Raw genomic sequence first — 25,192 nt, 5'->3', positions numbered from 1 at the left:
TAAAGCGGCGTTCACAGCCGCTATACCTGATTGGTATTACTACCTACGTGAAAGGAATTTAGTCATGACAACACCAAGTTGGGATCTAAGCATTGCTTATAGCGATCTTAATGATGCAAAAATCGAACAGGACATTGAACTCATTCAGCAGTGCATTGAGCTGTTGAACCTACACGTTGAAAAGCGTCATATCATTCTAGCGATGCAAAACGCGATTCAGACTTCAGAAGCGGCAGGCACATTACTGAGTACAATCAACACCTTCGCTAATTGCCACGCATCGGTCGACGCGACACACACAGAAGCGAAAGTATTGCTTGGTCGTGTAGCGAAGCTGAACTCTGAAATGTCTCAAGCGTTCAGCCCTTACGAAGATACGCTAATTCACGCAGAACCAGAATTTATTGATGCAGTATTAGAGCATGATAGTGCGGACGTAGCAGGGCAGCGCTTTGCGATTGAAAGCTCTCGTAAGTTATCAAGCAGCCGACTCAGTGTTGCTGAAGAGCAGTTATTGGCAGCGATGAAGGTTGATGGTCGTGACGGATGGGGTCGTTTATACGATAACCTAACCGGATCTTTAAAACTGTCGCTAAAGCTGGACGGTGAAGAGGAAGCCCTAGGCTTTTCACAAGCCGCGAGCCTGTTGTACGGCAGCGAATTCGACAAACAAGAACCAGCATGGCGCGCGGTTCAAGGTGCGATGAAAACGCACCAAGAGTCTTTTGCTTCGATTCTAAATGCATTGGCGGGTTGGCGACTGACTGAAAACAAAAAGCGTTCGAAGATTAGCGATGTGCATTTCCTAGATCCAAGCCTACACGGCAGCCGCATTGTGCCAGAAACGCTAGACACCATGATGTCGGTAGCGAAAGCTAATCGAGCTGTTGGTCAGAAAGCAGGTTTGTTAATGGCAAGAGTTCACGGGCTAGATGAAATGAAGCCTTGGAATCACTTAGCTGCGATGCCGCCGCTGGGTGACGCTGAATCTAAGGTTTACCCATTTGATGAGGCGATCGACGTGATCAAAACTGCGTTCGCTGAAGTAAATCCAGAGATGGCTGATTTTGTCGCTTTGATGGTTGATAATGGTTGGATTGATGCCGCACCAGCAGCCAACAAACGTTTAGGCGCTTACTGCACCAAGTTTGCTGCTACACGCACTCCGCTTGTGTTCATGACATGGAGCGGTAGCCGCTCAGATTTAATGACATTGGCACACGAGTTAGGCCACGCGTTCCACAACTGGGTGATGAAAGACATGCCGTTGTGTCAAACACGCTACCCAATGACGCTAGCAGAAACCGCTTCGATCTTTGCTGAAAATATCGTTCGTGACCACCTATTGAAGCAAGCACAAACACGCAATGAGAAACTTGAAATGCTGTGGGAAGAGCTTTCTTCTTCTTTGGCATTAATGGTGAACATTCCCGTTCGTTTTGAGTTTGAGAAAGCCTTCTACGAGCAGCGTGAAAAAGGCGAGCTCACGGCTCAGCAGCTGTGTGACTTGATGGAAACAACTTGGAAAGAGTGGTATGGCGATGCAATGACAGAAGCTGACCCTTACTTCTGGGCGAGCAAACTGCATTTCAGCATCTCTCAAGTAAGCTTCTACAACTACCCATACTTGTTCGGTTACCTGTTCAGTAAAGGTGTTTACGCTCAGCGCGATGCGAAAGGTGAGCAATTCTACGGCGATTACGTTTCGTTGCTTCGTGATACGGGCAGCATGATGGCGGAAGAAGTCGTTCAAAAGCACTTAGGAATGGACCTGACTCAAGCTGATTTTTGGCAACAAAGCATCGACATGGTCAAAGTTCAAATCGATGAATTTGAAAGATTGCTCGATCAGGAAGATTAATTGATCTCAATCTGTTCATAGCAGGTAAGAGCTGTGTTAGCTTACGTGGCTCTTATCTTGCTGGCATAACCTGAGATAAGCCGAAACAACCAAAAGTCTCTTTAAATAGAGAAAGTTATTTGGAACAGATGTCGGTTAGTAAAGTCAGCAGGTAATATAAAAATATATGGGTAGTATTTGTGAGTGATAACGGAGTTTCTGTTGATAAGTGCGATCCTAGCAACACAATTTCTATGTACAATTTATTAACATACGGCCGTGCAATTAAGGAGTAGCGCATGACGAAGACCCTCTTTCGCCAATCATTTCTTTTTGACAGCCTAGATCTTGAGCAAGAAGTGTTTGCAGGACAGACCGTACTGAGTAACGGTGTTCAAATTAAGCTTCATCAACGCGGTGTCTTGGAAGTGATTCCCGCGGATTTTAATTCTGAAACCAAGAACATCATTTTTTCAACCGGTGTTCATGGCGACGAAACTTCACCAATGGAGCTGATTGATAAGCTCATTGAGGATATTGAAACAGGCTTCCAAGTAGTAAACGCGAGATGCTTGTTTATCATAGCTCACCCAGAAGCCACTAACGCGCATACTCGTTTTCTTGATGTGAACATGAATCGTCTGTTTGATGAAAAGCAGTACGAGAGCAATCGAGAAGTGGATATCGCGAAGAACTTGAAGTTCTTGGTGACTGAGTTTTACAAAGAAACGGAACCTGCCACTCGTTGGCATCTAGATTTGCACTGTGCAATCCGTTTATCTAAGCATTACTCGTTTGCAGTGAGCCCTAAAGTTCGCCACGAAGTACGCAGTAAAGAGCTGTTTGATTTCATTAACAGTGCGCACGTGGAAGCAGTGTTGTTGTCAAATGCGCCAACCAGTACATTCAGTTGGTACAGTGCTGAAAACTTCGAAGCGCAAGCACTGACAATGGAACTAGGGCAGGTCGCGAGAATTGGTGAGAACCAACTTGATAAGCTAACGGCTTTTGACTTGGCGATGCGTAACTTGATTGCTGAAGTTGAGCCAGAGCATTTACCTAAGCGAACCATCACTTATCGCGTGAGCAGAACCATTGTTCGTTTACATGATGACTTCGATTTCATGTTCTCAGATTCTGTAGAGAACTTTACCGCGTTCAAGCACGGTGAAGTATTCGGTCATGATGGTGATAAACCGTTAATGGCTAAGAATGAAAACGAAGCGGTGGTGTTCCCTAATCGTAATGTTGCTATCGGTCAACGAGCAGCCTTAATGGTGTGTGAAGTTGAAACGCGATTCGACCATGGTCAGCTTGTGTACGATTAATATCGACTCGGGTTTAAACGACGAAAACAACCGCTCAACTGGTTGAAATATCAAGGTTCACATTACGGTGTGAGCCTTGTGTTTATTTGGGGATACAGGTAAGGTTACGCGAACATTTTCAAAGTAGCTTGATATGGATTTCCAACAACTTCTTCACCAAAAACAGCGCAAATGGACTAGAGCCATTTATCTGATGGCAGCACTGCTTGTCGCGCTGAGTGCGATTTACCTAATGGTTGGCGATCTTTTCATTTCCCCTCTGGGCACATTGTCCACGTTAGAACAAAAACTACTGATTGATTTACGCTTACCTCGATTATTAGCAGCTATTGCTATCGGGGCAGGGTTAGCCGTATCCGGCGCAAGTTTACAAGTCTTATTGGGTAACGTATTGGCAGAGCCCGGTGTGCTCGGCATTTCTGGTGGTGCAAGTTTGGCGATGGTTATCGTGCTGTTCTTCTTGCCGTTTGATCCCACACCAGAACTGTTCATGATTGCCGCCGTTTTAGGCTCGCTCTGTTTCACCGTGATACTGGTGAGCATGGTAAAAACGATGCGACTCACCACGGCTAAATTACTGCTAGTGGGTGTCGCGTTAGGCATTCTTTCTGGCGCGATGGTGACATGGGCGTTCTATTTTAGTGATGACTTAAGTCTACGCTTATTGATGTATTGGCTGATGGGCAGCTTAGGTGGCGTCACTTGGTATCAACACTCGCTCACGTTGGTGATGATCCCCGTGATTATTTGGCTGTGCCTGCAAGGTAGTAAGCTAGATAAGTTAATGATTGGCGAAACGCATGCCGCACAACTGGGTGTCAACGTTCCGAGATTACGTTGGCGTCTAATTTTCGCTGTGTCTATTTTAGTCGGCTGCGCGGTAGCTTTAGGTGGCGTGATCAGCTTTGTTGGCTTGGTTGTGCCACACTTATTGCGTTTAGCGATTGGTACTGATAACAAATACCTTCTTCCTTTGTCTGCCGTTGCTGGCGCTGCGTTGTTGGTGTTTGCTGATATCTGTGCAAGAACCTTATTAGATTCCGCAGAGCTGCCTTTGGGTGTGATGACCACCAGTATCGGTGCGCCTATCTTCATTTGGATGTTAATTAAAAATCATGATTCAAATTAAGAGCCTGAGCGTCGGCGCTCGTTTATTACCACTATCATTTGAGCTCAAGCAAGGGCAGGTGACTCACGTTATCGGCCCTAATGGCAGCGGTAAAAGTACCTTGCTCGAAGCGATATCTGGAATTGGTGATGGTTACAAAGGCGATATAAAGATCGACGGGCAGGATTTGTCGGAGCTGTCTTTACAAGATTTATCATTGCATCGTGCTTACTTGTGCCAAAGCGCAAGGCCAGCCTTCAACTTAGAAGTGTTCCAATATCTTGCATTGTCACTGCCAAGCTCCTCACACGGCCTTGATGCTGAAATCAACGCAGCTTTGGAAGAAATCAGCCAGATGCTAGACATTGCAGACAAACTTCATCGCTCAATTCAGACACTGTCTGGTGGTGAATGGCAACGCGTACGTTTGGCGGGAATGTGCCTGCAAATTTGGCCGACACTTAACCCATACGCGAAGCTGCTGATCCTCGACGAACCCGCAGCTCCGTTGGATATTGCTCAAGAAGCCTTGTTGTACAAGCTTATCGAACGAGTGGCTGAGAAGGGCATCGCCGTGATCATGGCTAACCATGATTTGAACAGAACACTAAGACACGCAGACCAAGTGTTGTTGCTCGATAAAGGTGTACTTCAAGCATCAGGCTCAGCTGATCAAGTGCTTACCCCTGAGCAGCTAGAGTCCGTGTTCAACACCGAAGTCAAAAGTATCTCAGTCGACAATCAGACCTATCTTTTGTTTGGTTAAAAGACTAATTAGTTAAGCTGCTCATTGGGTTTAAGGCGAGTTAGTAAAGGAAGCAAATATGTTTAGATACATCCAAAGAAGAAGAATCAAAAAGGTGATTAAGTCATTGTCTGCAAAGATGGTGAAGAGCTACGGAAGCCGTGATTTCTTCTCTATTGGGCAGGTTGAAACAAGTTCTCGTGAGTTGAGTAAACGCCAACAACAGATTGCTTTAGCCTTGTTTGCGGATCCACAAGATCTTTCTGTTGAATTAGCTCCAACTATTCAGTTGCTGCGTAACGATGTGTCTAATGACTTCTTTGGCGGAGAAGACTACACAGCGCGAGATGTACTTAATCTATTGGGTGGCGGCGGTTGGAAGGGCGGTCGTATGGACGATGACATGTCACATCGCATGGGCATGCATAGCCGTTATTAAATATCTTCTTACTACCTAACGCCTTTATATCCCCAAAGCGGCTTAATCATAAAGCCGCTTTTTTATTCATTCCGAATAATGTTCCCTTAATCAACATAGAATACTGAAATGTCATAATTCGAAGCAACATCATCTATCTACAGCGCATTTGTTTGAGTTGTGTGATGCTGATTCCTATCAATATAAAACCCGCTGTTATTGATAAAATTGACGTATATATTTTTCGTTGTTCTTTAAGTCAGAAACTATAAACCTTCGAATTACAGTGCTGGTTGGTTAGTAACCAATTGGTTTTGTGTTTAGGGTAAAATAATAGAGAGTGGGAAAGTGACAACAATAAATAATAATATTCTAAAAATAGCAGTGGGTATGGCTATGCTATCGAGTGTGCCGTCAGTGGCAAATGCTCATGGTTGGTCTGAGTTTCCAAGCGCGCGTCAGAACACGTGTTACGAGCAAGGCGGGATTTGGTCGGGTACACCACCTAATGCTGCGTGTGCTCAAGCAAAAGACATTTCGGGTTCATACCCGTTTGTTCAACGTAACGAGTACGCGAAAAATGTCCAAGATTTCAATAATATCAATGCTGTAAAAGCGGCGATTCCTGACGGCACGTTATGTTATGCCAACGATTCGCAAAAACGCGGCATGGGTGCGCCTCATACTGGTTGGACTCGTACCGAGCTAAATACTGGTACGTTTGAATATGTATTCAATGCGACAGCGCCACACAACCCTTCTTTCTGGGAGTTCTACCTAACGAAACCAAACGCGGACCTAAGCAAAGGCCTAGCGTGGGGAGACTTAGATCTTATCCAAGAAGAGGGTAACGTTCCGGTTAATGGCGGCAAGTACCGCATTAATGTCACTATTCCTTCAGACCGTTCTGGCGATGCGATTCTATTCGTTCGTTGGCAACGTGATGATGCTGCGGGCGAAGGCTTCTACAACTGTTCAGACATCACTATCGCGGGTGGCACAACCCCTCCACCAGAGCCGGGTCCAGAGCCTGATCTAGTGCGTGGTGACCTGTTTGTTTCTGACCAGTTTGGCACGCCAGAAATTGGTGATACGGTTAAATACGACATCATCAACAAGTATGGTGAAGTAGCGCGAAGCTTCGACATCGTCATTGATGCTTCAAACGTTAACGATTGGGCTCGTTTGTTAGCTTCAGAAATTAATGGCTGGCACGAAGAGTTTAAAGATGGCGCGATCTTCATTGGTGACTGGCATGCTGAAATGCAGCACTACATGTACTTCCAAAACGATCCTTCACGTAACTTCTTCAACTCAAAAGATAGCCGTGCTTCTGGTCAGTTAACGTTGATTGATGGTGGCGACGGTGGTGTTGAACCATTGAAAGGTGACATCTACGAGCTAGTGAAGAGTGACAATGTAGTCAATGCTGGCGATAAGGTTGTGATTGCAACAAGCGAAGCCGCGACATTGACTCAAACTCAAGGTTCTTCAGTAAGCATCCAAAATAACGGCACGGCTTCTATCGTAGTTGATACCACTGGCATCACTGCAAACGAAACTTTATCGTTTATGGCTAGCTCGATTGAAAGCGACAGTGTTGAAACCTTCACTTTTGAAGTAATTGCCGATGACGGTGGCGTGACACCAGACCCAGATCCAACGCCGGATCCTGATCCGACTCCTGACCCAGACCCTACGCCAGATCCAGGTACGTGGGACTCATCAGCGACTTACCTTGGTGGCGAAGTCGTGACTTACTCGAACCAGTCATGGAAAGCACAATGGTGGGTTCAAGGTGGTACTAACCCTAAAGCGACTTACGAAAATGACAAATGGGGCGTTTGGCGTCCAGCCAACTAATCTTAACTATTGTTAGTTAATTAGCCTTGCAATAATAACCAAGACACCACACTTTTTGACGAGTGTGGTGTCTTTTTTAGCGTCTGCATTTGCGGTTTTGAATGTCATCAGCCTAGAAAAAGTGATTCAAGAACGGAGTCTTAATCACTCAGCACGGCTCTATAAGAAGATGAGAGTTATATAGAAAACAAGAGCTATATAACGTTTTGTAATGTGTTGACGAATTATTTCAGAATAAGGTTTTCTTTAATCTCATCGTTAAGATACCCCTGATCAAAATCTGGTGTCATAAATTCGACGGAGGAGGAGTCTAGATAGCTGGTTTCTAGATAACTCGGCTCTAGATAATGGGGGTCTAAGTGATCAGCACTTACGTAGGTGGGAATCGCAGAAAACAAAACGATACTGATCGCTGCAGCGATATTAATGGCTTTGTTGCGTTGAGGAGTCATTTTCATAGTAGTGCCCTCGAAAGGTGGGCAAATCCATCTGCCTATGAGAATTGAATCTGAGATGTTTAGAAGTCGTAAGACAAACCAAGCGTAATGATATTGTCGTTGTCGATCGGGCCCATCGATTGGCCGTTCAAGTAAAGGTCACCTTCGTTGGTATTGAAGTAGGTGTATTTCACGTAGGGTGTCCAGTCGTCGATGCTTTTAGAGAGAACGACTTCGTGCTCATTGGTACGGTAGTCGCCTTGATGAAAGATTACGTTGTCATCGTTGTGGGTAAACCCGCCATTGGATCCATCACTGTTTTCGTGAGTGTATTGATAAGCTAAATCCCAGCCTGCGAGTGAGTACCCCGCACCGGCGATGAACTTATTGGTGTTGATCGTGGTGTCGCTTACATTCTCGAGTACTTGCCCTGACTGGTTATATCCCAATCCACTGAATACATTGAAGTTGTCGTTCACTTGATAATCGATAATACCTTCGATTAATAACTCTTCACCGTTGTCCCATTTACTAAGTTCACCGTATAAGTTGAACGTGAAAGATTCGCTGATGTGAAAATCGTGCCCGTAACCCGCTGCCAACCAACCCTGGTCATCAAAACCTATATAGACTTGTCCATTTTCTGAGGTATCGATTAATGCGCCAGCTTCTGTGGTGTAGACACCGTTATCAGCAGCATTAGAGGCAACGTTTTGTTCGATGTAAACTTGAGTCGAAGTCGCAAACGCTGCGCTGTTGAGTAACGTAAGTGGTAGAGCACCTTCCGATGCAATGCATGTTGCCGATGAAGGCTCGCTAAAAATAACGCACGGTGAAGGTGGAGGCATTATGACGGAATACACAATAAAGGATGGCCAACACGCTTTTTCAGTTATGTGTGGATACACCTCGGGTCCTTCATTTTGGGCTGATGGGAAACCAGCGAAGGTATGTGAAGAGGCGCAAGCACTAGCGGTTGCATTGGAAGCAAAAGGTGAATGGGAGGTGAAGCCAATGACTTACACCATCGCACCAGCAAGAATCGTAGTTGATAAGTGATTTTTGTCTACAGAACGCTCGTTATATCGAGCCTCGTTATCCAATCATATTGATTATTTGTAGTGAGACAGAGGGGTACTCAGGCTGAAATGCTCTTAAAGTTCCCCTCAGCTTAGCTCAAATAACAAGAAGCTAAGTCAACCAACTAATCAAATTTGTATTCGAAAATACAGAAGGTCTATCCTATGAAAAATACCATTAAGCTACTGGCTATCGCATGTGTTTTACTTACTCCAATGCTTGTCGCCGCTGCCGAACATAATCACAGTCACAATCATTTTAACCCTGAATTAGAGCAACTTGGCGACGACATTATTGGCCTAACCGTGTGTTACAAAAATGGTCATCTATCAGATGAGAATCAAGAGCCTGCGTTTATGAACCTTATCAACCACGCCAATGTAGAAGGTGAGGAGCTGGGGATGTACTACATGGATAAGTTGGGCCCTAAAGCCGAGCAAATCATGAGTGATGATGAGGCTCGACGTTTATGGACTGAAGATTATTGTGCTGATTTGACTGATACCTATTTGGACTCAGACAAGTTAGCTCAAAGAGCAAATGAACACAAAGGTCATTCCCACGGACACGATCATGAACATCACCATAATCATGACCACCATGGACATGGCGATTTAACGCCAGAGGTACTTGAACAAGATATTGAGAGAGGGCGTTTACTCAGTATCAACTAAGCCCAATAAAATAAGTCCATCCAACCTATTGTTAAATATTTACTATTTGTTAGTGTGTCTAGGTGCACATTGAGGATGTGTTTCATATTTAGCGAAGAAATATTAGGAGTTGCGATGAGTATTATAGTGAGACGGTCTGAACCGTCAGATGCAAAGGGAATAAAAGAAGTTTACGAATGCACTAATGCTTATACCGGTACGCTGCAACTCCCAAATCCATCTCTGGAAAGCTGGCAAAAACGAATCTCTAATATACCTGACAACGTGTACTCGTATGTCGCGATGATCGACGATGAGATTGTTGGCAACTTGGGAATGGAAGTGTGTGTGAACCCAAGAAGACGACATGTGGCTTCATTTGGTATGGGTGTTAAAGACGATGTGTTAGGCAAAGGTGTCGGTAGCCAACTGCTCGCAACAGCAATCGACTTGTGTGATAACTGGATTAACATCAAGCGAATGGAGTTAACGGTGTATACCGATAACGAAAGAGCGATCAGTCTGTATAAGAAGTTTGGTTTCGTGATTGAAGGAGAGTCCGCAGGATTCGCTTTCAGAAATGGCGAATATGTGGCGGCTTATCATATGGCTCGACTAGTATAGCGCTCGGCTTCTAACCAAGGCTACAATTAAAACAGCTAGAGTTCTTCAATAGATAATAAAACGCCACGTTACAATAACGTGGCGTTTTCTATTTCAGTCAACTGATGCTTTGAAGCGCTTCAGTTTTAACTCTACTTAAGCTGTAAGAGGCTCAAGGTTGGCTGGACGGTAGTGTACAGATTTTAGTACTTTACCTTGGCGAACTGTTTTACCTTCCGATACAAAATCTTCAGCGCATTTAGCAATGATGTATTCACCTTTTTGAACCGCCATTAGCTTAATGTTCTGCTCAGCATAGAATGCTTCTGTTTCTGCGTATTCTGTTTCATTACGGCATACTTTGCTCATGTTGCTTGAGTGTACTTCGTCCCAGCAAGGTAAGAAGTCAATTGAACGGTTTTTGGCAACGTTCAACAGTAAGTCGATTAAGTAGCTGATCGCTAGGTTGTCTTCTACTTTGGATTGGCCAAGGTGAACCAAACGTCCCATCAAAACATAAACGCTGTCTACAATAGCGTCCGCTTGTTCGATTTTTGAGTCAGCTTCTGCAAGTTCTGTCAGTTCTTCGATCGCTAGAGAGGTATGTAGCGTATCGCCTTTTTCGTCCATTGTTTCAGGAGCAGCAACAGGCAGATCAAAAGTACTGCGGAACTCTTCAATGTCGCGGTAAAGGTGATCGTAGATTTCTTGGTTTAGTTGAGAAAGGTTCATATTCCTATCCATTTTGTTTCGTTAATGGACCATTTTAACAAAGGTAGTAATGGGGTGCTAACGCAAAGTGGAAGAACGCGACTTTTATTCATTGGACCAATGAGGTATTTTGCATACAAACTAATTGATTATTATGTTTTTTTACACTTTACTCTTCTTAATATACGAAATATTAATGTTGCCATTAATGTCAGCAGTAGTGGAATCCCATTTATGAACCAAGCCAGTGAAAGCGAAATTGTTATACGCCGCTTGTATCAAATCACCAATGATTATCGAAAGGGCTTCGATATTCAGATCGCTCAGCTGCTTATTATGGGGCTTGAACGCTTCAACCTTGATATTGGTATCTTATCGAAAGTCGATGGCAATACTTATGTTGTTGAACATTGTGTTACGCCTGAAGGGGTAGAACTCAATAGCGGTGACACTTTTGATTATCGTTCAACCTATTGCGAAATTACCTGTAAATCGATTGGTCCTATCTGTATTGAGCATTGTGGCAAACACGATAAGTATGCGAAGCATCCTGCTTACCAGTCTTTTGGCTTGGAGTCTTATATTGGGGTTCCCATTTTCGTTAATGATGAGCTTTATGGCACCTTAAACTTTTCAAGCCCAGCACCCTATCATCGTGAGTTCAAAGAGTTCGATGTCGACGTGATGAGACTAATGGCATCATGGATCGAAGTGGAGCTGGTTAGAAGGCAGCAAGAACGAAAACTCAAAGAGTTGAATGAGAAATTGGAGTATCAAGCTCTGTATGATCCTCTGACACACTTGCCAAATAGACGTTGCTTGTTTAAAACGTTGAATGCGGAAGTCGAGCAGTTAAAAGGCTCTTTAGGAAAGGGAACCTTGGCGGTTGTCGACATCGACTTCTTTAAACAGGTTAACGACATTTACGGTCACCAAATGGGCGATGTTGTATTAAAGAAAGTGGCGAGCGTGCTGAACAATAACACTCAAAAGGGTGAGTTTGTGGCGCGTTTTGGTGGTGAAGAGTTCATTCTTTGGTATCCAAATAAAACACCAAATTATGTTGAAGATAAGTTCATGACTCTTTTGCAAGAGATGAAGAAAATCACACTGGATCGAAAGCCTGTCAATATATCAATTGGTGCGTGTCATTTTGAGTTGAGTACAGGGGATACCAAAGGGGAAAGGATGTCGGCGTTAGATAAGCTCATCAAAGTTGCCGATGAGTGTCTGTACATTGCGAAACAAAATGGACGAGATCAGTTCATTTCTCGTCCATATCATCAAGAACGCTCAGGAATATGAGCCATCTTGTTAAGCGATTAACTGAACAGGTAAGGGAACAGTTGACGACGTTCCGCTGGTGTTAAAGATTCAACTCTCGCGATGTTGGTATCAGGAATCGCTTCAGGGTTAGGGTAGTGCTTCAACACTTTTTCCATACTCGCTTCACGAATCAAATGGTAAACCGGATACGGAGAGCGATTAGTCAGATTTTCATCGTCTTCTGGATCCGCACCACCAAAGCAATAGTCTGGGTGGAAGGTTGCCACTTGGTAAACGCCTTCCCAATCTTCTTGCTTGATCAACGCTTCAATCCAATCAATGAACATGTTGTAGTCGAAGAAATCTTGCAGCATGTTAGGTACAACAACCAAAGTCGTCTCTAATTCCGCGACTGGCGTGTTATCTAACTCTACGAAATGCGTCATGATGTCTTGCAACAACACTTCTTCCGTATTTGCTTCACTCACAAAGATCTTAATCTGTTTATTACGTTGTGGCTTGGCTGCGAATGGACACAGGTTTAGGCCAATAACGACATCGTCTAACCACTGTTTTACTTGGTCGTGGATGGTTTGAAGATCTGTGCTTTGAGTGTTCGACATAACAGGTTCCGAAATGAAATTTTGCGTAGGATATCAGAACGAACGTCAATCAAAAGCAATAATTGAGTTACAACCTCAGTCGTACTTATGCTTGTGCGAGTTTAGAGGTCGATACTTGAAGTTGTTTTAATTGGTAGACCCAAGCAAATATCGCAACATAGAAGATTGAACCACCTGCAATCACGCCATTCCAACCGAACAGTTGCCAGCAATATAAAAGCAAGAATCCACCTAAACTACCGCCAATATAATAGTGAACCAGATAGAGCGCGGTCGCTGTCGCCTTCGCGCTCGGTGCTTTTTGACTCACCCAAGAGTAGGCAAGAGTGTGGGCAAAGAACGCACCGCCACTAATCAATAACAAGCCAGCTAACATGAACGGGACTTTATCGACCGCAGAAACCAGCATTCCAATTAAGCTAATGCACACGCCCATCAAAATTCCGTTTAACGGATCAAAGCGAAGTGTCCATTTGTTTGATAGCTTAGAGCTGACCGTACCGGCCAAGTAACATAGGAATATCAGTGAAGCTAAACCAACGGGTACCGAGTGAGGTTCGGATACTAGCCTAAAGCCCATTACAGAGTACAGGTTAACAAACAGCGCGAAGTTAGCACCACCAATCAACATGGCAAGCCACAGTGTGCGGTTTCTTAAGTGCATTACAACGGAGCGGTTGTGATGAAAGAACAGCCCTTTTTGAGGTTTGAAGTTCTGTTGGTCAGGTAGGCGATAGGCAATAAAGAGTGCACCAAGCAATGAACCGACAACGAAAAACAGTACAGTTGCATGCCAATCGAAATAGTCTGTAATTAAGCCGCCTAATACACGTCCGAAGATTCCACCCAATGAGTTGGCCGCAATATAACCTCCAATCGCGACAGCAAAGGCTTTGGGTGTTAACTCCTCAACCATATAGGCAACCGCCACACCAGCAAACGCCGCCACAGCGATGCCCATAAATGCGCGGGCAATAACGAGTTGCAACAAGGTAGTCGTGAACACCATGCTTAACCCTATTAATGGGATAGCGAACAGACTGAACAGAATAATGGGTTTACGACCAAAGGTTTCAGAGGCAATTGCCCAAGGTACCAAGCTAATCGAAAGGCCGAGTGTTGTAGCAGCAAATAACCAGTTGATCTGAGTTTCAGATACTTGGAAGTGCTCCGCCATGTGCGGCAAGATAGGCTGAAAGAGGTAAAGGTTACAGAAAATGATAAATGAACCAATCGCCAATGATTGAGTGATACGTTTGTATTGAGGACTGCCTTTATCAAACATTTACGTTGTGCCTGCGCGAGTTAGTAAGCTATTTGTGAACAAGTTATCAGTACAGGTGTGATTAAAGAAATATATTAAAAATATTACCTCTATATATTAAATATATCGCCATGCTTGAATCAAAACCACTTCGACATTTTCTGGCTGTTGCTCAGTTTGGTAACTTCACCCAGGCGGCCAAAGCGCTGCATATCGCACAGCCTGCATTGAGTATCTCCATTAAAAAACTAGAACAGACACTAGAGTTGATTCTATTTCGTCGAGGCGATAAATCCGTCACTTTAACGGAGGAGGGCAAAGTACTGTTTGAGCATGCAAAGCGAATCGCCCAGCAGTTTGATGATGCTCAGCTCGCGATGAATGAACTAAAGGGGCTAGAAAAAGGCGAGGTTCGATTAGGCGCTCCAAGTATGATGGGCAGTTACTTTTTCCCCCAAGTAGTGATGGCATTTAAAAGCCAATACCCAAACCTAAAGTTGACCTTGATTGATGCTGGCACCGCATCGATTCGTGAAATGCTGTTAAACGGCGAACTCGATATTGGCGTAATTAATCATGAGAACGTTCCAGATGATTTGGAAACGGATCATCTGTTAAGTTCTGAGATGGTCGCCGTTGTCGGTAAGGAGCATCCGCTAGCACAACAGCCTTCGATGACCTTTGAAGAATTCTTTGCTCAAGAGCTGATCATGTTTAAATCGGGCTATTTCCACCGCGATTTTATTGATGCGACCTGTAAGAAGTACGATCTTGATATGACCATTGCGTTTGAAACCAACTTGCTCCCGATGATTCTTTCTATCGTTAAACAAGAGTTTGCGATCACCGCGCTGTTGAGCTTAGTGACGGAATATGAGAAAGACGTGATAGGCGTGCCATTTAAAGACCCTGTAAAACTGAATCTATCGTTGGCCTGGAGAAAGGAAGGGTATTTGTCGAAAGCTGACAGAACCTTTATTGATTTCGTTAAGCGGTATGTGTGATTTAGTAAGATTTAAATAAACAAAGCCCGAACATCCTAGATTGGATATTCGGGCTTTGTTGTATAGAAGTATGACTGGCTCAGAGCACGTTAGGTGTTCTTTGAGTTATACATCTTATCGAAGTTCTTCTGATTCCAGCCGACCATCACTTGATCGCCGATCTTAAGCACGGGGATAGAACGAGCACCCATCGCTTGTAATTCTTTACGACCACGCTGCATCTTTGCATTCGTCAGGCGGTAAACAATTTTCTTAGAGTCTAAATACCTTTGGGCATCTTTACAGTGCGGGCATTTGTCTGCGACGTACAATACAACACGTTTCATTTTTTCATTCTCTTGGTGAATCTCGCTAAAGTGTAACGAATCCTAGGTGATTAGAAAAGTGTGATCAGTTACACTATGCGGCTCAATTTTCAAGACCACAACGTATTGTCGTGGTGTAACTTGTACGGTCTTTCAGCATGCATCCTTCTTTACGCTATATTCAAGGCTATCCTAAGCAAATTCTTGATCCTGTTACTCAACTTGTAGAGTCGGGTAAATTGGTGCCTTGGTTTGAAGCTCGCTACCCAAAGAATCATGAAATAAAAAGCGAGAAAGCCCTGTTTGACTATGCGATTGAGATAAAAAATCGCTACATGAAAAAAACACCACCGATCAGCAAAGTGATTTACGACGGCAAGATACACCTAATCAATAATGCGTTAGGTCTGCATTCTTACGTTGCTAAGAATCACGGTGGAAAGATCAAATCAAAGAATGAAATTCGTATCGCCAGTGTTTTTAAAAATGCACCAGAACCTTTGCTAAGAATGCTGGTGGTACACGAACTGGCGCATATCAAAGAGAAAGAGCACGACAAAGCCTTTTACCAACTATGCTGTCACATGGAACCGGAATATCATCAACTTGAGTTGGATGCCCGTTTATTCATGATGTATTTAGATTTAAAGAAGTAGCCCAATGAGCCAATCACAAAATAGAACGACGCTAAGCCTGTCGAAAAACAGCACTTCATCAGCAAAAACAAAAGACAACCAAGCTGATGTTAAGCCAAGTACAGCTAAGCCAAGCAGCGACAAGCGTATTTCTACAAAGAACACATCTGATAAAAGCCGCAAGAATAGCGCACCTAAAGGCGCGGGCAATAACAAAGCAAAGCGACCTTTTGCAAAAGACAGTAAAGGGAAGCAGGGTGCAAATAAAGGATCATCGAATAAGGGTTCTTTCAATAAAACGGCTTTTAACAAGAACGCAGCTCAGAAAAGACGCTCGGCTGAAAAACCTCAAGGTGGATTACACCCAAGAAACCAGCACACTGGCCGCTATAACTTCGAGTTACTAGTTGCAGCCTTGCCTGAGCTAAAAGAGCATCTGATCAAGAATCCGGTTGGCGAAGACACCATTAATTTCTCTGATCCATTGGCCGTTAAGCTACTCAACAAAGCTTTGTTGGCGCATCACTATGGCGTTAAACATTGGGATATTCCTGCTGGTTACTTGTGCCCGCCAATTCCTGGTCGTGCAGACTACATTCACAGAGTGGCCGACATCCTTAATAGCGATGGCCAAGGTGAACCCTATAACCACGCGTCTGTGAAAGCATTAGATATTGGTGTCGGTGCAAACTGTATCTACCCAATCATTGGTGCGACAGAGTATAAGTGGCGTTGTACAGGGACAGATGTTGATTCAGTCTCCATCAAAACAGCGAACTTCATAGCGGAAAGCAACCCTAATCTAAAAGGTAAGATCCGCGCTCGCCTACAAGCTGACTCTGAATCTATCTTTAAGGGCGTGATTAAGGATAATGAACGTTACGATGTCACTATTTGTAATCCTCCATTCCACAGCTCTCTTGAAGAGGCTGAAAAGGGGTCACAACGTAAACTGGATAATCTAGCGGCGAACCGTGCTAAGAAAGCCGGTCAGTCATTCAAGCCTGAAACGAACAAGAAGCCAGTTAAGTTAGATAAATCAACTAAGCAAGCTAAACCAACCTTAAACTTTGGTGGTCAAAAAGCCGAGCTTTGGTGCCCAGGTGGTGAAGCCGCTTTCATTATGAAGATGGCAAGAGAGAGTCAACTTTTTGCTACTCAAGTTTTGTGGTTTACGACATTGATTTCTAAGAAAGATAACGTCGATATGGTTCGTTCAGAGCTTGGCAAGCTTAGAGCTAAACAAGTGAAAGTCGTCGAGATGTCACAAGGCCAGAAGGTAAGTCGCTTTATCGCATGGACCTTTATGGACGATGAGCAAAGACAAGAGTGGATCGCGCTAAAATAGCGGCTGCACTTAGTTAAGATATTAAGTTGAAATTACGTAGGGGCTTGTTGTTAACGCAACAAGCCCGTTTTTTTTGTGTTTTGCATATAATCTAAGCAGAAAGCAACTCATCTAACTTACTCTGATATTTCTGCTCTAGAGCTTTGTTACCTGCTTTGTTTTCGAGATCGACCAAGATTTTAAGCGATGGAATTTGATAGCCATAACGCTGGTGGAATTTGAATAAACGGATTCGAGCGTCATTGTAATCGGCGTCACTCACTTCAATTTTTGATAACTGTAGTATCGATTTTACGCGGTTTGGATCGTGGTCAATCGCTCTGCTGAAGTAGTACTTCGCTTGGTCGGTATTGCCAGCCTTAAATGCGCAAAACGCGGCGTTTTCATAACTTGCAGACACCAAGTAGTAGTAGGGTTGGTCGATGGCGCGATTGAAGTAATTATCGGCTTGTTCGTATTCGCCCTGTTTACACAAGAAGGTACCGTAGTTGTTCAATACATTGCCATTTCTTGAATCAAGACTGAGTGCTTTGCGGTAAGTGCTTCTCGCTTCATCTACTTCACCCACTTGTTCGTAGTAATGCGCCATTGAAAGCCGAGCACGGTAGTAGCTAGGTGCGTGTTTAATCGCGAGCTCAAGGTTTTCACGCGCTCTCACCATATTGCCTTGTCCCATATAGCCCAAACCTAATTCGATTCGAGATTCAGACATCGCGATAGGATCACTTTCAATCTTTGGCGGTCCTTCAGTGACAGAGACACAACCGGCCAAGGAAAGAGAGGCAAGTAGTACCACACTTGATAACGAAAGAGGGCGGGACAACGAAATCGGATTTGAAAATGATGGCTTGGCAGGCATGTGAAGCTCCTTATGAACACCAACCCATCATATGAAATCAAACCCATTGAAGTCGTAAATCTATCATGGAATGCGACCCACACACCATAAAAAAACCGCGTCCAATTCGTCGTTTTATCAACAACATACTGAACACGGTTTATGTGTTTGTGAATCGGAAGAAAGAACTTAATCGTCTTTGGTAAAGTTGTCTTCGCTGAAATGATCCAGATCGTAAGGCGTTTGTTGGTAAACGCAGTAGTTTAGCCAGTTTGAGAACAACAAGTGTCCGTGGCTGCGCCAGCTTGCAACCGGTTTGTTGTCTGGATTGTTATTCGGGTAGTAGTTGATTGGTATCACAGGCTCCATGCCTTCACCCAAATCTCGAATGTACTCATTGTGAAGTGTGTGAGAGTCGTACTCAGGGTGACCCGTTACAAACACGTTTCGCTTATCTTTGGTTGCTGCTAGGTATACGCCTGCAACATCAGAAGTTGCAAGAACATCAAGGTCAGTATGTTCCGCTAAGTACTCTTGAGAGAAGTCCGCATAGCGAGAGTGCGGAGCTAAGAATGTATCGTCGAAGCCACGTAAAATAGGGTGGTATGGGTTATGTATCTCGTGGTTATAAACACCAGACAGCTTCTCTTTACGAGTGCGTTTTGGCAAATCATATAATAACTTCAAACCAGCCTGAGCCGCCCAACACACGTATAGCGTTGAAGTAACGTGCTTGTTTGCCCATTCCATGATGGTTTTCAGGTGATCCCAGTAGATCACATCTTCAAATTGAACCAAGCCAAGCGGCGCACCAGTGATGATCAATCCATCAAAGTTTCTTTCTTTGACCATTTCAAATTGGCGGTAGAAGTTATCAAGGTGTTCAGTCGGTGTGTTTTTACTTGGTCGGTCATCAATGCGCAGCAGCTCTACATCCACTTGCAATGGGCTGTTCGATAGTAGGCGTAAAAATTGAGTTTCAGTTTCAATCTTCTTCGGCATTAGGTTGAGGATCAAGACTCGAAGTGGACGAATTTCCTGTGTCGATGCTCTTGATAACGGCATAACGAAGATGTTTTCTTCACGAAGAACATCGGATGCTGGCAATTGGTCTGGAATGCGAATAGGCACAGCTTTCTCCCTAAGCTAGATATGTAGACGTCTATACATCTAAATCTATAGTAGTTTGATACGCTTGTCGATATGCAAAATGGATAGATGTAAATTATTTGTGTTTTCTATCAGAAGCAATCCACGCGCTTCGAGGGGAGTCTCATTGTATTCAGTGATTGTCTGAGTCGTGTGTAAGTACTTGGTTTTCGTATGCTGAGCAGAGGCAGTTATCAGAGCAACTCGTTACTATTTACGATAAACTCATGTTTTCAAATTAGCCTGTACAGTGACAGATGAAGTTAATACTCATTCGAGGGTTGCCCGGTTCTGGCAAATCAACAAAAGCAAAAACCTACGATGCATTGCATGTCGAAGCCGATATGTATTATGTGAATGAGCAAGGTGAGTACCATTTTGATCCTAGGCAGCTGCAACAAGCTCATGAGTGGTGTCAAAACACAGCTGAAAACGGCTTAAAGCAAGGGTTTGATGTGGTTGTTTCGAATACCTTTATTAAGCATTGGGAAATGAAAGCCTACCGCCAACTTGCACTCAAATATAAAGCAGAATTAATTATCGAAGTGTGCCGAGAGCAATATGGCACTATTCACGACATTGAACCTTCAGTAATTAAGCGTATGGCGAAAGACTGGCAAGAATAGCCTCGTTCTTCTTCTGCTTGCGTGGCTGAATGGCAAATAGAATTAAATTAATAGAACAACTTCAAGGTAACGATTGAAATGGCAAAGCGCTCTGTTGTGGTCGACATGACTTCTTATGGTATCTATTCCACATGGGATTCAAAATCTAAAGATCTTCCAAAAATCCAAGAGTTCACCACCACCGTTGATGCTGAAATCGACGTAGAGTTTGGCTATATCCTGAATATCAAAAAAGCCAAAGGTGAGAAGATCCGTTACTGCATTTATCACCCAAACATCACCACAGACAAAGGTGAAGTGCTCGAACCGTTTGATGGTGAGGAGTATGTCGGTAACAATGACTGGGATTTCTACTTAGGTGACACTATCTGGGCTCCTGTCTCGAACAAGCTAGGAAAGTGGCGCATGACGGTTGAGCTAAAAGGCAACATCATCGCCGACAAGACATTCGACCTAGTAGCAAAAGACGAAGGCCAATTCTGGAAGCGTAGAGGGTTTTAGGTTCGACCTTCTATGTTCACCTAAACAACAAAAAGCCGAGCATCGTGATGATGTCTCGGCTTTTTTCATTGTGCTAGATAGAAGTGACTACCTAACTAATGGATTCGATTATTGCGTTACGTAAGCCACAACAAACTCAGTGATTGCGACCATGTCTTTCACTGCAATGTACTCTTCAGTGGTGTGAACTTTCGCCATACCAGTAGAAAGGTTAACTGTTGTCAGGCCTTTTGCGTTGAAGTTGTTTGCATCGCTACCGCCGCCAGTGCGTTTAGTGTTCGCTGTGACGCCAAGCTTCTCAAACGCCGATTTGATAGAAAGAATGTGCGGATGATCGTCTGCAATAACGAATGCATCGTAAGCACGAGTTGATTCGATTTCTACTTCAGCGCCGAACTGCTTAGCACTTTCTTGGAATGTAGAGATCATATGTTCAACTTGAGCCGTTAGCTTTTCGCCGTTTAGAGAACGTGCTTCAGCCACGACTTTAAGCTCTGGCATTACGATGTTAGTTGCTTGACCACCTTCAACAATACCAACGTTTGCTGTCGTTTCTTCATCGATACGAAGTAGGTTCATCTTAGTGATAGCGTCTGCAGCAACTTGAATTGCGCTGATGCCTTCTTCTGGTGCTAAACCAGCGTGAGCAGGGCGACCTTTGATTTTAGCAACAATCTTCTGCTGGCCAGGCGCTGCGTTTACGATAGTGCCAATTGGACCGCCTGTATCAAGTACGATTGCGTGCTCAGATTGAATGTAAGACATATCGAAGTTCAAAGAGCCGAACAGACCGCCTTCTTCGAATACAGTAAATGCAATCTCGATAGTTTTGTGCTCTTGTCCTTCAGCTTTAATGCAACGAACCGCTTCCATGATAGCTGCGATACCAGACTTGTCGTCACCACCTAGAATTGTGTTGCCTTTTGAACGGATGATACCGTCTTCGATGATTGGCTCAATGCCGATGCCTGGCGTCACTGTGTCCATGTGGCAGCTGAACACTGTGCTGCCTGGAAGAGTGCCATCTAGACGAGCGTAGATGTTGAAACCATTAGACACTTCTTCAGGAACCGCCAGTTTGTGAACTTCAAAACCTAGTTCACCGAGTTGCTCAGCCAAAGCTTCAGCAATCGCTTTTTCGTTACGAGATTCACTATCAATTTTCACTAGATCGCAGAAATGTTCTACAAGACGTTGTTCATTAATTTGGGTCATTGTTAATTCTCATTATGCTTCCGCTTGTTCAAAAAGAAGCCGCGGAGGTAGGAACAGGAAAATCACTATAACGCCAATGAGGTAGATGATTGTCTGAGTTAAATCAAGAAAGTTGCCTGATTATTCTAATTAATGAGAAAAACCCAATTCAGATCCACCAGTGCGCAGGATTTTAATCTGTATATCTGTCGGGTATAATGTTTGACCGCTCTTAAAAAAACGTCAATAAAATTGGAATTCAATCAATAATGGCCCTGATAAATGAATAGAAACAATGTGTTAGGTTCATTCCTTTTCGTGGTGCTGATGAGTATTGTGCTGGGGCTGTATTTGCTATATCCAACTTATGACGACGATTTAAAGCATATTCGCCCTGAAAACCCGAGTGTTTATAGTCCAGAGAAAGAGTTATCACTCTCTCAATATGGATCTGCGTTGATCGATATTCTCGATGTATCTCGCGGTGACCCTAATTTAGCTTCCCAACAACTTGAGGCTCTCCAAGCCAAGTTCCCAGACCAAGATAAAGCCATCTATCGTGCTTACGAATTGATGATTTTGTCCAACCTCGCGCAACATAAGTTGGATACCGAAGCGGTTTCCGAATACGTCAGGCAGATTAAAGCACTCGCACAACACGAACATATGGGTTGGTTAAAGGCCCAATCTCTCGTTGAATTAGCGATCGAATACATCAGTACGGGTGAGCTAGCGGAATCTGAAATCCAAATCAGAGCTGCGATAGATATCGCAGAATCGCTTCACTATGAAGAGTTGTTGATTAAGGCCTATAACACGGCTGGTGTCATCAATAACATCCGCAATGACTTTCCTGAAGCTCAATACTTTTTCCATAAAGGTTTAGACCTTGGTAAGAAGTACCCTCATCACATCTACAACAGCAAGTTAGTGTCAAATATGGCACTGCTTTATATCTATTTGGAAGACTGGCCTAAAGCGCTCAAGCTGATTAAAAGAGCCAAAAAGCTCTATTACAAGAGTGGACTACTCGAAGCGTCTACCATCGGCGTGCTGCATGTGAATGAGTCTTTTGCTTATCTGCGCAGTGGTGATTTAGTCAAAGGCCGAGAAGCATATCAAAGTGCGGCTAAGCTAAATGGCGATAACGTGAGTGAACGATACAAAATCATCCTATTAAAAGCAGAGAGTGATGTGTTGTTGGCGGAAAAGAACTTTGAGTCAGCACGACAAGTCGCAAACTTGTGTCTTAGATACCCAGGCGTGGACAAATACACACTTCAATTGGGGCAGTGTTACCTAAATAGAGCCTTAGCGAACATTGGTTTGAACCGAGATAATTTTGTTTTTGCTGATCTAAAGCGATCGTCTGCAATGTTCGATGTTGTGGGGACTCGCAGCTGGAAGGTCCTCGGCTTAAGAACACTTGCTGAATACTATGATTCGAGAGGCGACAGCGAGAACGCACTTCGTTACTTCAAGCTCTATTACAAGGGTAATAAAGCGCTGCTATTTGACAAGCGCCAGAGTGATATCTTTTTACTCGAGCAAGATTTCGCTACGGCATCATTAGCTCAAGAAAACGAACTGCTTAACGCAGAAAAAGAGTTGGGTGAGCTGACATTAGATAAGCAGCAATTACGGAATCGAATCGTCGTCGCTTTGGGTATCATGGTGATGATAAGCGCCACGTTACTATTGATAAGGTTACGCTCGATCCAGAAGACCAACAAAGAACTACTTAAGCAATCAACAAGATGCGAACTGACAGGCTTATACAATAGGCGTTACTTAGAGCAACGGTTAACTCAGCCGATGCCACATCATTTGTCGTCGTTTGGGTATACGCTCGCTATTCTAGATTTAGACCGCTTCAAACAAGTTAATGACACTTATGGGCATGATATTGGTGACCAAGTGCTGGTGGAAGTCGCTAAGCGTTTAGAGAACATCTTATCAACAAACGATGTAGTGGCAAGATGGGGTGGGGAAGAGTTTGTTTTGTTGCTGGCTGGGAATCAAGATCCTAATAAAGAGCTTAAGCTTATAAGGCAAGCGATCGCTGACCGAGCGATTGAAACGCATTCTGGCCCATTAGAATTAACCACATCGATTGGTGCGACGACTCATCTAACGGAGCAACAGTTGAATAGCCGTACCTATAAGAAACACTTGAAATCGGCAGACGATGCTTTGTATCAAGCTAAGCAGTCAGGGCGCAATAAAGTCGTTATCATTTGAGTTCCTAAACTTAGTTAATCCCCTGCAATCAAGAAACCTGAACTTCAATAACTAAGCGAATAAGAGTGCTTATCTGAACTAATACGGCTATTTACTCTTATTCGCTTAATTCATACTGTGATTTGGCTTGGTGGGTTACTTAGCGACACCTTGAAGCATTTCAACCAATTCGCCTTCTGTCGCTGGTTCGCTAGCGAGTTCAATCACAGCCGAAGCTCCTCCCTTTAACATGTAGGCTTGGGTTCCGCAGTGGTCATAGTGGAACCATTTACCATCTACACATACGTCGGTATAACATCTTGGGTCTTGTTTAAGTTCCATATCAATTTCCTTATTAACATTTGCCTAACGTTTTTCAGACTAGTTGATCACAAATCTAGGTAAATTGATCTAAATCAATCTAGAGTGTAATTGATGATTTAATTATCAAAATAAGAGAGGTGTGTCTAGCGAAGGAGCGACCTCTCGTTGGGCACTGCGCTCAAAGGTCGTGATTCTGGTTGGCGACTCTCGCTCTTTTGCTTGCCAGGTGATGCTTTTCTACATACGCTAGCTACTCTCTTAATCCCTATACAGACTTGATTGTGTTGGAAAATGACTAATATCTTTATCGTTGTAATTGTTCTGGTTGTGTTCTTTTACTTTATTCAAAAGTATGTGGTGAAACACGATGACACCAAAGACCACGCTTATCAGAAGAAAGGCGCGTTGATGTCGGCGCAACAGGCGACATTCTATAATGCGCTAAAATCAGCTGTGGGCAACCATGGGGAAGTGTTTGCTAAAGTCAGCATGTCGAACGTACTTGTTCCTGCTAAGACGAACAATAAGAAGAATTGGTTTATCGCCAACAACAAGATCTCACGTAGTTACTTCGACTTTGTTGTTTGCGACCCGCGAACGCTAGAGCCCCGCGTTATTATCGAACTTGATAACGGCAAAGAGCTCAATAAAGGGAAAGTCGATCGCGAAAAGCTACTAATTCACGTGTGTAAATCGGCAGGTTTACCTCTGATTGGTGCATCTATTAAACACAGCTACCAAGTGAGCCGTTTGAAGAGGTTACTGGCAGCACACATCGATTTAATCGAGCCATCAAAAGAAGTGCGATTTTGTAAGAAGTGTGGTAGCCCAATGATCATCAAACTGGCAAGCCAAGGCGATTACAAAGGCCGACGCTTCTTCACTTGTAGCCGCCAGCCAAACTGCACCTATACCGAAAACTACAACGTTGTATTCGATGTTGAAGAATAGTTGGTATCGATAGTAATGCATCCGGTTGGACTCCATTCAATCGCTTAGATACGAATCATAGACAGGATCTTAAGAGCTAACTTGTTTATTTAGATAGAAAAAAGGCTTCATTTATGATCAGATAATCGTCGCCAAACAAACTACCTACATCAATAGTG

The 25,192-nt window shown here is 43.8% G+C and carries 26 protein-coding genes and 1 pseudogene; 17 read left to right on the top strand and 10 right to left on the bottom strand.

Annotated elements, in window-relative coordinates:
• The first annotated feature begins 64 nt into the window (after positions 1 to 64).
• From F0229_RS20015 to F0229_RS19990, 6 genes are all read left to right on the top strand, one after another.
• On the top strand, positions 65 to 1,861 hold the full coding sequence (locus tag F0229_RS20015) for a M3 family oligoendopeptidase (RefSeq protein ID WP_171733538.1): 1,797 nt from the start codon (positions 65 to 67) through the stop codon (positions 1,859 to 1,861).
• 278 nt (positions 1,862 to 2,139) lie between these two features.
• On the top strand, positions 2,140 to 3,168 hold the full coding sequence (locus F0229_RS20010; protein WP_017059157.1) for a succinylglutamate desuccinylase: 1,029 nt from the start codon (positions 2,140 to 2,142) through the stop codon (positions 3,166 to 3,168).
• A gap of 133 nt (positions 3,169 to 3,301) precedes the next feature.
• Positions 3,302 to 4,297: a vitamin B12 ABC transporter permease BtuC gene (btuC, locus tag F0229_RS20005; RefSeq protein WP_171733537.1), complete on the top strand. Its 996-nt coding sequence runs from the start codon at positions 3,302 to 3,304 to the stop codon at positions 4,295 to 4,297.
• The gene (gene btuD, locus F0229_RS20000; RefSeq protein ID WP_136978782.1) at positions 4,284 to 5,042 is read left to right on the top strand and encodes a vitamin B12 ABC transporter ATP-binding protein BtuD; all 759 of its coding nucleotides are present in this window, start codon (positions 4,284 to 4,286) and stop codon (positions 5,040 to 5,042) included. Before btuC ends, btuD begins: the two co-directional genes overlap by 14 nt.
• A gap of 58 nt (positions 5,043 to 5,100) precedes the next feature.
• Complete coding sequence (locus tag F0229_RS19995) at positions 5,101 to 5,460, top strand: DUF6559 family protein (RefSeq protein WP_171733536.1); 360 nt, start codon at positions 5,101 to 5,103, stop codon at positions 5,458 to 5,460.
• Positions 5,461 to 5,835: 375 nt separating this feature from the next.
• A complete protein-coding gene (locus F0229_RS19990; protein WP_171733541.1) occupies positions 5,836 to 7,302 on the top strand; it encodes a lytic polysaccharide monooxygenase in 1,467 nt (488 codons plus the stop codon).
• A 224-nt stretch (positions 7,303 to 7,526) separates the two neighbouring features.
• Here the strand turns inward: F0229_RS19990 and F0229_RS19985 are convergent, their stop codons facing one another.
• Entirely contained in the window at positions 7,527 to 7,760 is a 234-nt protein-coding gene (locus F0229_RS19985) for a hypothetical protein (RefSeq protein WP_171733535.1), read from the bottom strand.
• A 59-nt stretch (positions 7,761 to 7,819) separates the two neighbouring features.
• Complete coding sequence (locus tag F0229_RS19975; protein ID WP_171733529.1) at positions 7,820 to 8,587, bottom strand: hypothetical protein; 768 nt, start codon at positions 8,585 to 8,587, stop codon at positions 7,820 to 7,822.
• Here F0229_RS19975 and F0229_RS19970 point away from each other — a divergent pair.
• The 3 genes and pseudogenes from F0229_RS19970 to F0229_RS19960 all read left to right on the top strand — a co-directional run.
• A pseudogene (locus tag F0229_RS19970) lies at positions 8,520 to 8,798 on the top strand (hypothetical protein); the annotation flags it as partial. The gene F0229_RS19975 and the pseudogene F0229_RS19970 sit on opposite strands and share 68 nt — an antisense overlap.
• Before the next feature lie 185 nt (positions 8,799 to 8,983).
• Positions 8,984 to 9,493 (top strand): hypothetical protein, encoded by a 510-nt coding sequence (locus F0229_RS19965; protein WP_017066167.1) that lies wholly within the window; start codon positions 8,984 to 8,986, stop codon positions 9,491 to 9,493.
• 114 nt (positions 9,494 to 9,607) lie between these two features.
• Complete coding sequence (locus F0229_RS19960) at positions 9,608 to 10,096, top strand: GNAT family N-acetyltransferase (RefSeq protein WP_048658534.1); 489 nt, start codon at positions 9,608 to 9,610, stop codon at positions 10,094 to 10,096.
• Between the two features lie 135 nt (positions 10,097 to 10,231).
• On the opposite strand, the gene F0229_RS19955 is transcribed toward F0229_RS19960, so the two are convergent.
• On the bottom strand, positions 10,232 to 10,807 hold the full coding sequence (locus tag F0229_RS19955; RefSeq protein WP_008217561.1) for a nucleoside triphosphate pyrophosphohydrolase family protein: 576 nt from the start codon (positions 10,805 to 10,807) through the stop codon (positions 10,232 to 10,234).
• Between the two features lie 213 nt (positions 10,808 to 11,020).
• Between F0229_RS19955 and F0229_RS19950 the strand changes: the two genes are divergently transcribed.
• A complete protein-coding gene (locus tag F0229_RS19950; RefSeq protein ID WP_171733534.1) occupies positions 11,021 to 12,091 on the top strand; it encodes a diguanylate cyclase in 1,071 nt (356 codons plus the stop codon).
• 17 nt (positions 12,092 to 12,108) lie between these two features.
• On the opposite strand, the gene F0229_RS19945 is transcribed toward F0229_RS19950, so the two are convergent.
• Both F0229_RS19945 and F0229_RS19940 read right to left on the bottom strand, forming a co-directional pair.
• Positions 12,109 to 12,675: a DUF1415 domain-containing protein gene (locus tag F0229_RS19945; protein WP_171733533.1), complete on the bottom strand. Its 567-nt coding sequence runs from the start codon at positions 12,673 to 12,675 to the stop codon at positions 12,109 to 12,111.
• Between the two features lie 85 nt (positions 12,676 to 12,760).
• Positions 12,761 to 13,960: an MFS transporter gene (locus tag F0229_RS19940; RefSeq protein ID WP_171733532.1), complete on the bottom strand. Its 1,200-nt coding sequence runs from the start codon at positions 13,958 to 13,960 to the stop codon at positions 12,761 to 12,763.
• A gap of 110 nt (positions 13,961 to 14,070) precedes the next feature.
• On the opposite strand from F0229_RS19940, the gene F0229_RS19935 reads away from it, so the two are divergent.
• The gene (locus F0229_RS19935; protein WP_017066171.1) at positions 14,071 to 14,943 is read left to right on the top strand and encodes a LysR family transcriptional regulator; all 873 of its coding nucleotides are present in this window, start codon (positions 14,071 to 14,073) and stop codon (positions 14,941 to 14,943) included.
• Between the two features lie 89 nt (positions 14,944 to 15,032).
• On the opposite strand, the gene F0229_RS19930 is transcribed toward F0229_RS19935, so the two are convergent.
• Positions 15,033 to 15,269, bottom strand: coding sequence for a glutaredoxin family protein (locus F0229_RS19930; protein ID WP_016786183.1), 237 nt, complete (start codon positions 15,267 to 15,269; stop codon positions 15,033 to 15,035).
• 137 nt (positions 15,270 to 15,406) lie between these two features.
• On the opposite strand from F0229_RS19930, the gene F0229_RS19925 reads away from it, so the two are divergent.
• Entirely contained in the window at positions 15,407 to 15,904 is a 498-nt protein-coding gene (locus F0229_RS19925) for a YgjP-like metallopeptidase domain-containing protein (protein ID WP_171733531.1), read from the top strand.
• A 4-nt stretch (positions 15,905 to 15,908) separates the two neighbouring features.
• A complete protein-coding gene (gene rlmF, locus F0229_RS19920) occupies positions 15,909 to 17,231 on the top strand; it encodes a 23S rRNA (adenine(1618)-N(6))-methyltransferase RlmF (RefSeq protein WP_017068287.1) in 1,323 nt (440 codons plus the stop codon).
• Positions 17,232 to 17,322: 91 nt separating this feature from the next.
• Here the strand turns inward: rlmF and pilW are convergent, their stop codons facing one another.
• Both pilW and metA read right to left on the bottom strand, forming a co-directional pair.
• Positions 17,323 to 18,090: a type IV pilus biogenesis/stability protein PilW gene (gene pilW, locus F0229_RS19915; RefSeq protein ID WP_017065536.1), complete on the bottom strand. Its 768-nt coding sequence runs from the start codon at positions 18,088 to 18,090 to the stop codon at positions 17,323 to 17,325.
• 168 nt (positions 18,091 to 18,258) lie between these two features.
• Complete coding sequence (gene metA / locus F0229_RS19910; RefSeq protein ID WP_017066439.1) at positions 18,259 to 19,200, bottom strand: homoserine O-succinyltransferase; 942 nt, start codon at positions 19,198 to 19,200, stop codon at positions 18,259 to 18,261.
• 275 nt (positions 19,201 to 19,475) lie between these two features.
• On the opposite strand from metA, the gene F0229_RS19905 reads away from it, so the two are divergent.
• Both F0229_RS19905 and F0229_RS19900 read left to right on the top strand, forming a co-directional pair.
• Complete coding sequence (locus tag F0229_RS19905; protein ID WP_017065537.1) at positions 19,476 to 19,844, top strand: ATP-binding protein; 369 nt, start codon at positions 19,476 to 19,478, stop codon at positions 19,842 to 19,844.
• 78 nt (positions 19,845 to 19,922) lie between these two features.
• The gene (locus tag F0229_RS19900) at positions 19,923 to 20,345 is read left to right on the top strand and encodes a DUF3859 domain-containing protein (protein WP_019824122.1); all 423 of its coding nucleotides are present in this window, start codon (positions 19,923 to 19,925) and stop codon (positions 20,343 to 20,345) included.
• A 108-nt stretch (positions 20,346 to 20,453) separates the two neighbouring features.
• Here F0229_RS19900 and F0229_RS19895 read toward each other — a convergent pair whose 3' ends face one another.
• Positions 20,454 to 21,560, bottom strand: coding sequence for a M20/M25/M40 family metallo-hydrolase (locus F0229_RS19895; RefSeq protein ID WP_017059177.1), 1,107 nt, complete (start codon positions 21,558 to 21,560; stop codon positions 20,454 to 20,456).
• Between the two features lie 261 nt (positions 21,561 to 21,821).
• On the opposite strand from F0229_RS19895, the gene F0229_RS19890 reads away from it, so the two are divergent.
• Complete coding sequence (locus F0229_RS19890; protein WP_171733530.1) at positions 21,822 to 23,780, top strand: GGDEF domain-containing protein; 1,959 nt, start codon at positions 21,822 to 21,824, stop codon at positions 23,778 to 23,780.
• A gap of 135 nt (positions 23,781 to 23,915) precedes the next feature.
• On the opposite strand, the gene F0229_RS19885 is transcribed toward F0229_RS19890, so the two are convergent.
• Positions 23,916 to 24,101, bottom strand: coding sequence for a hypothetical protein (locus F0229_RS19885; RefSeq protein ID WP_017059179.1), 186 nt, complete (start codon positions 24,099 to 24,101; stop codon positions 23,916 to 23,918).
• Positions 24,102 to 24,374: 273 nt separating this feature from the next.
• Between F0229_RS19885 and F0229_RS19880 the strand changes: the two genes are divergently transcribed.
• A complete protein-coding gene (locus tag F0229_RS19880) occupies positions 24,375 to 25,034 on the top strand; it encodes a DUF2726 domain-containing protein (protein WP_017065541.1) in 660 nt (219 codons plus the stop codon).
• The last annotated feature ends 158 nt before the right edge of the window (positions 25,035 to 25,192 follow it).

This window comes from Vibrio sp. AIC-3 (assembly GCF_013114515.1).
GTDB lineage: Bacteria > Pseudomonadota > Gammaproteobacteria > Enterobacterales > Vibrionaceae > Vibrio > Vibrio crassostreae_C.
The sequence above is the reverse complement of the archived record's forward strand: the minus strand, read 5'-3'. Positions and strand labels throughout refer to the sequence as shown.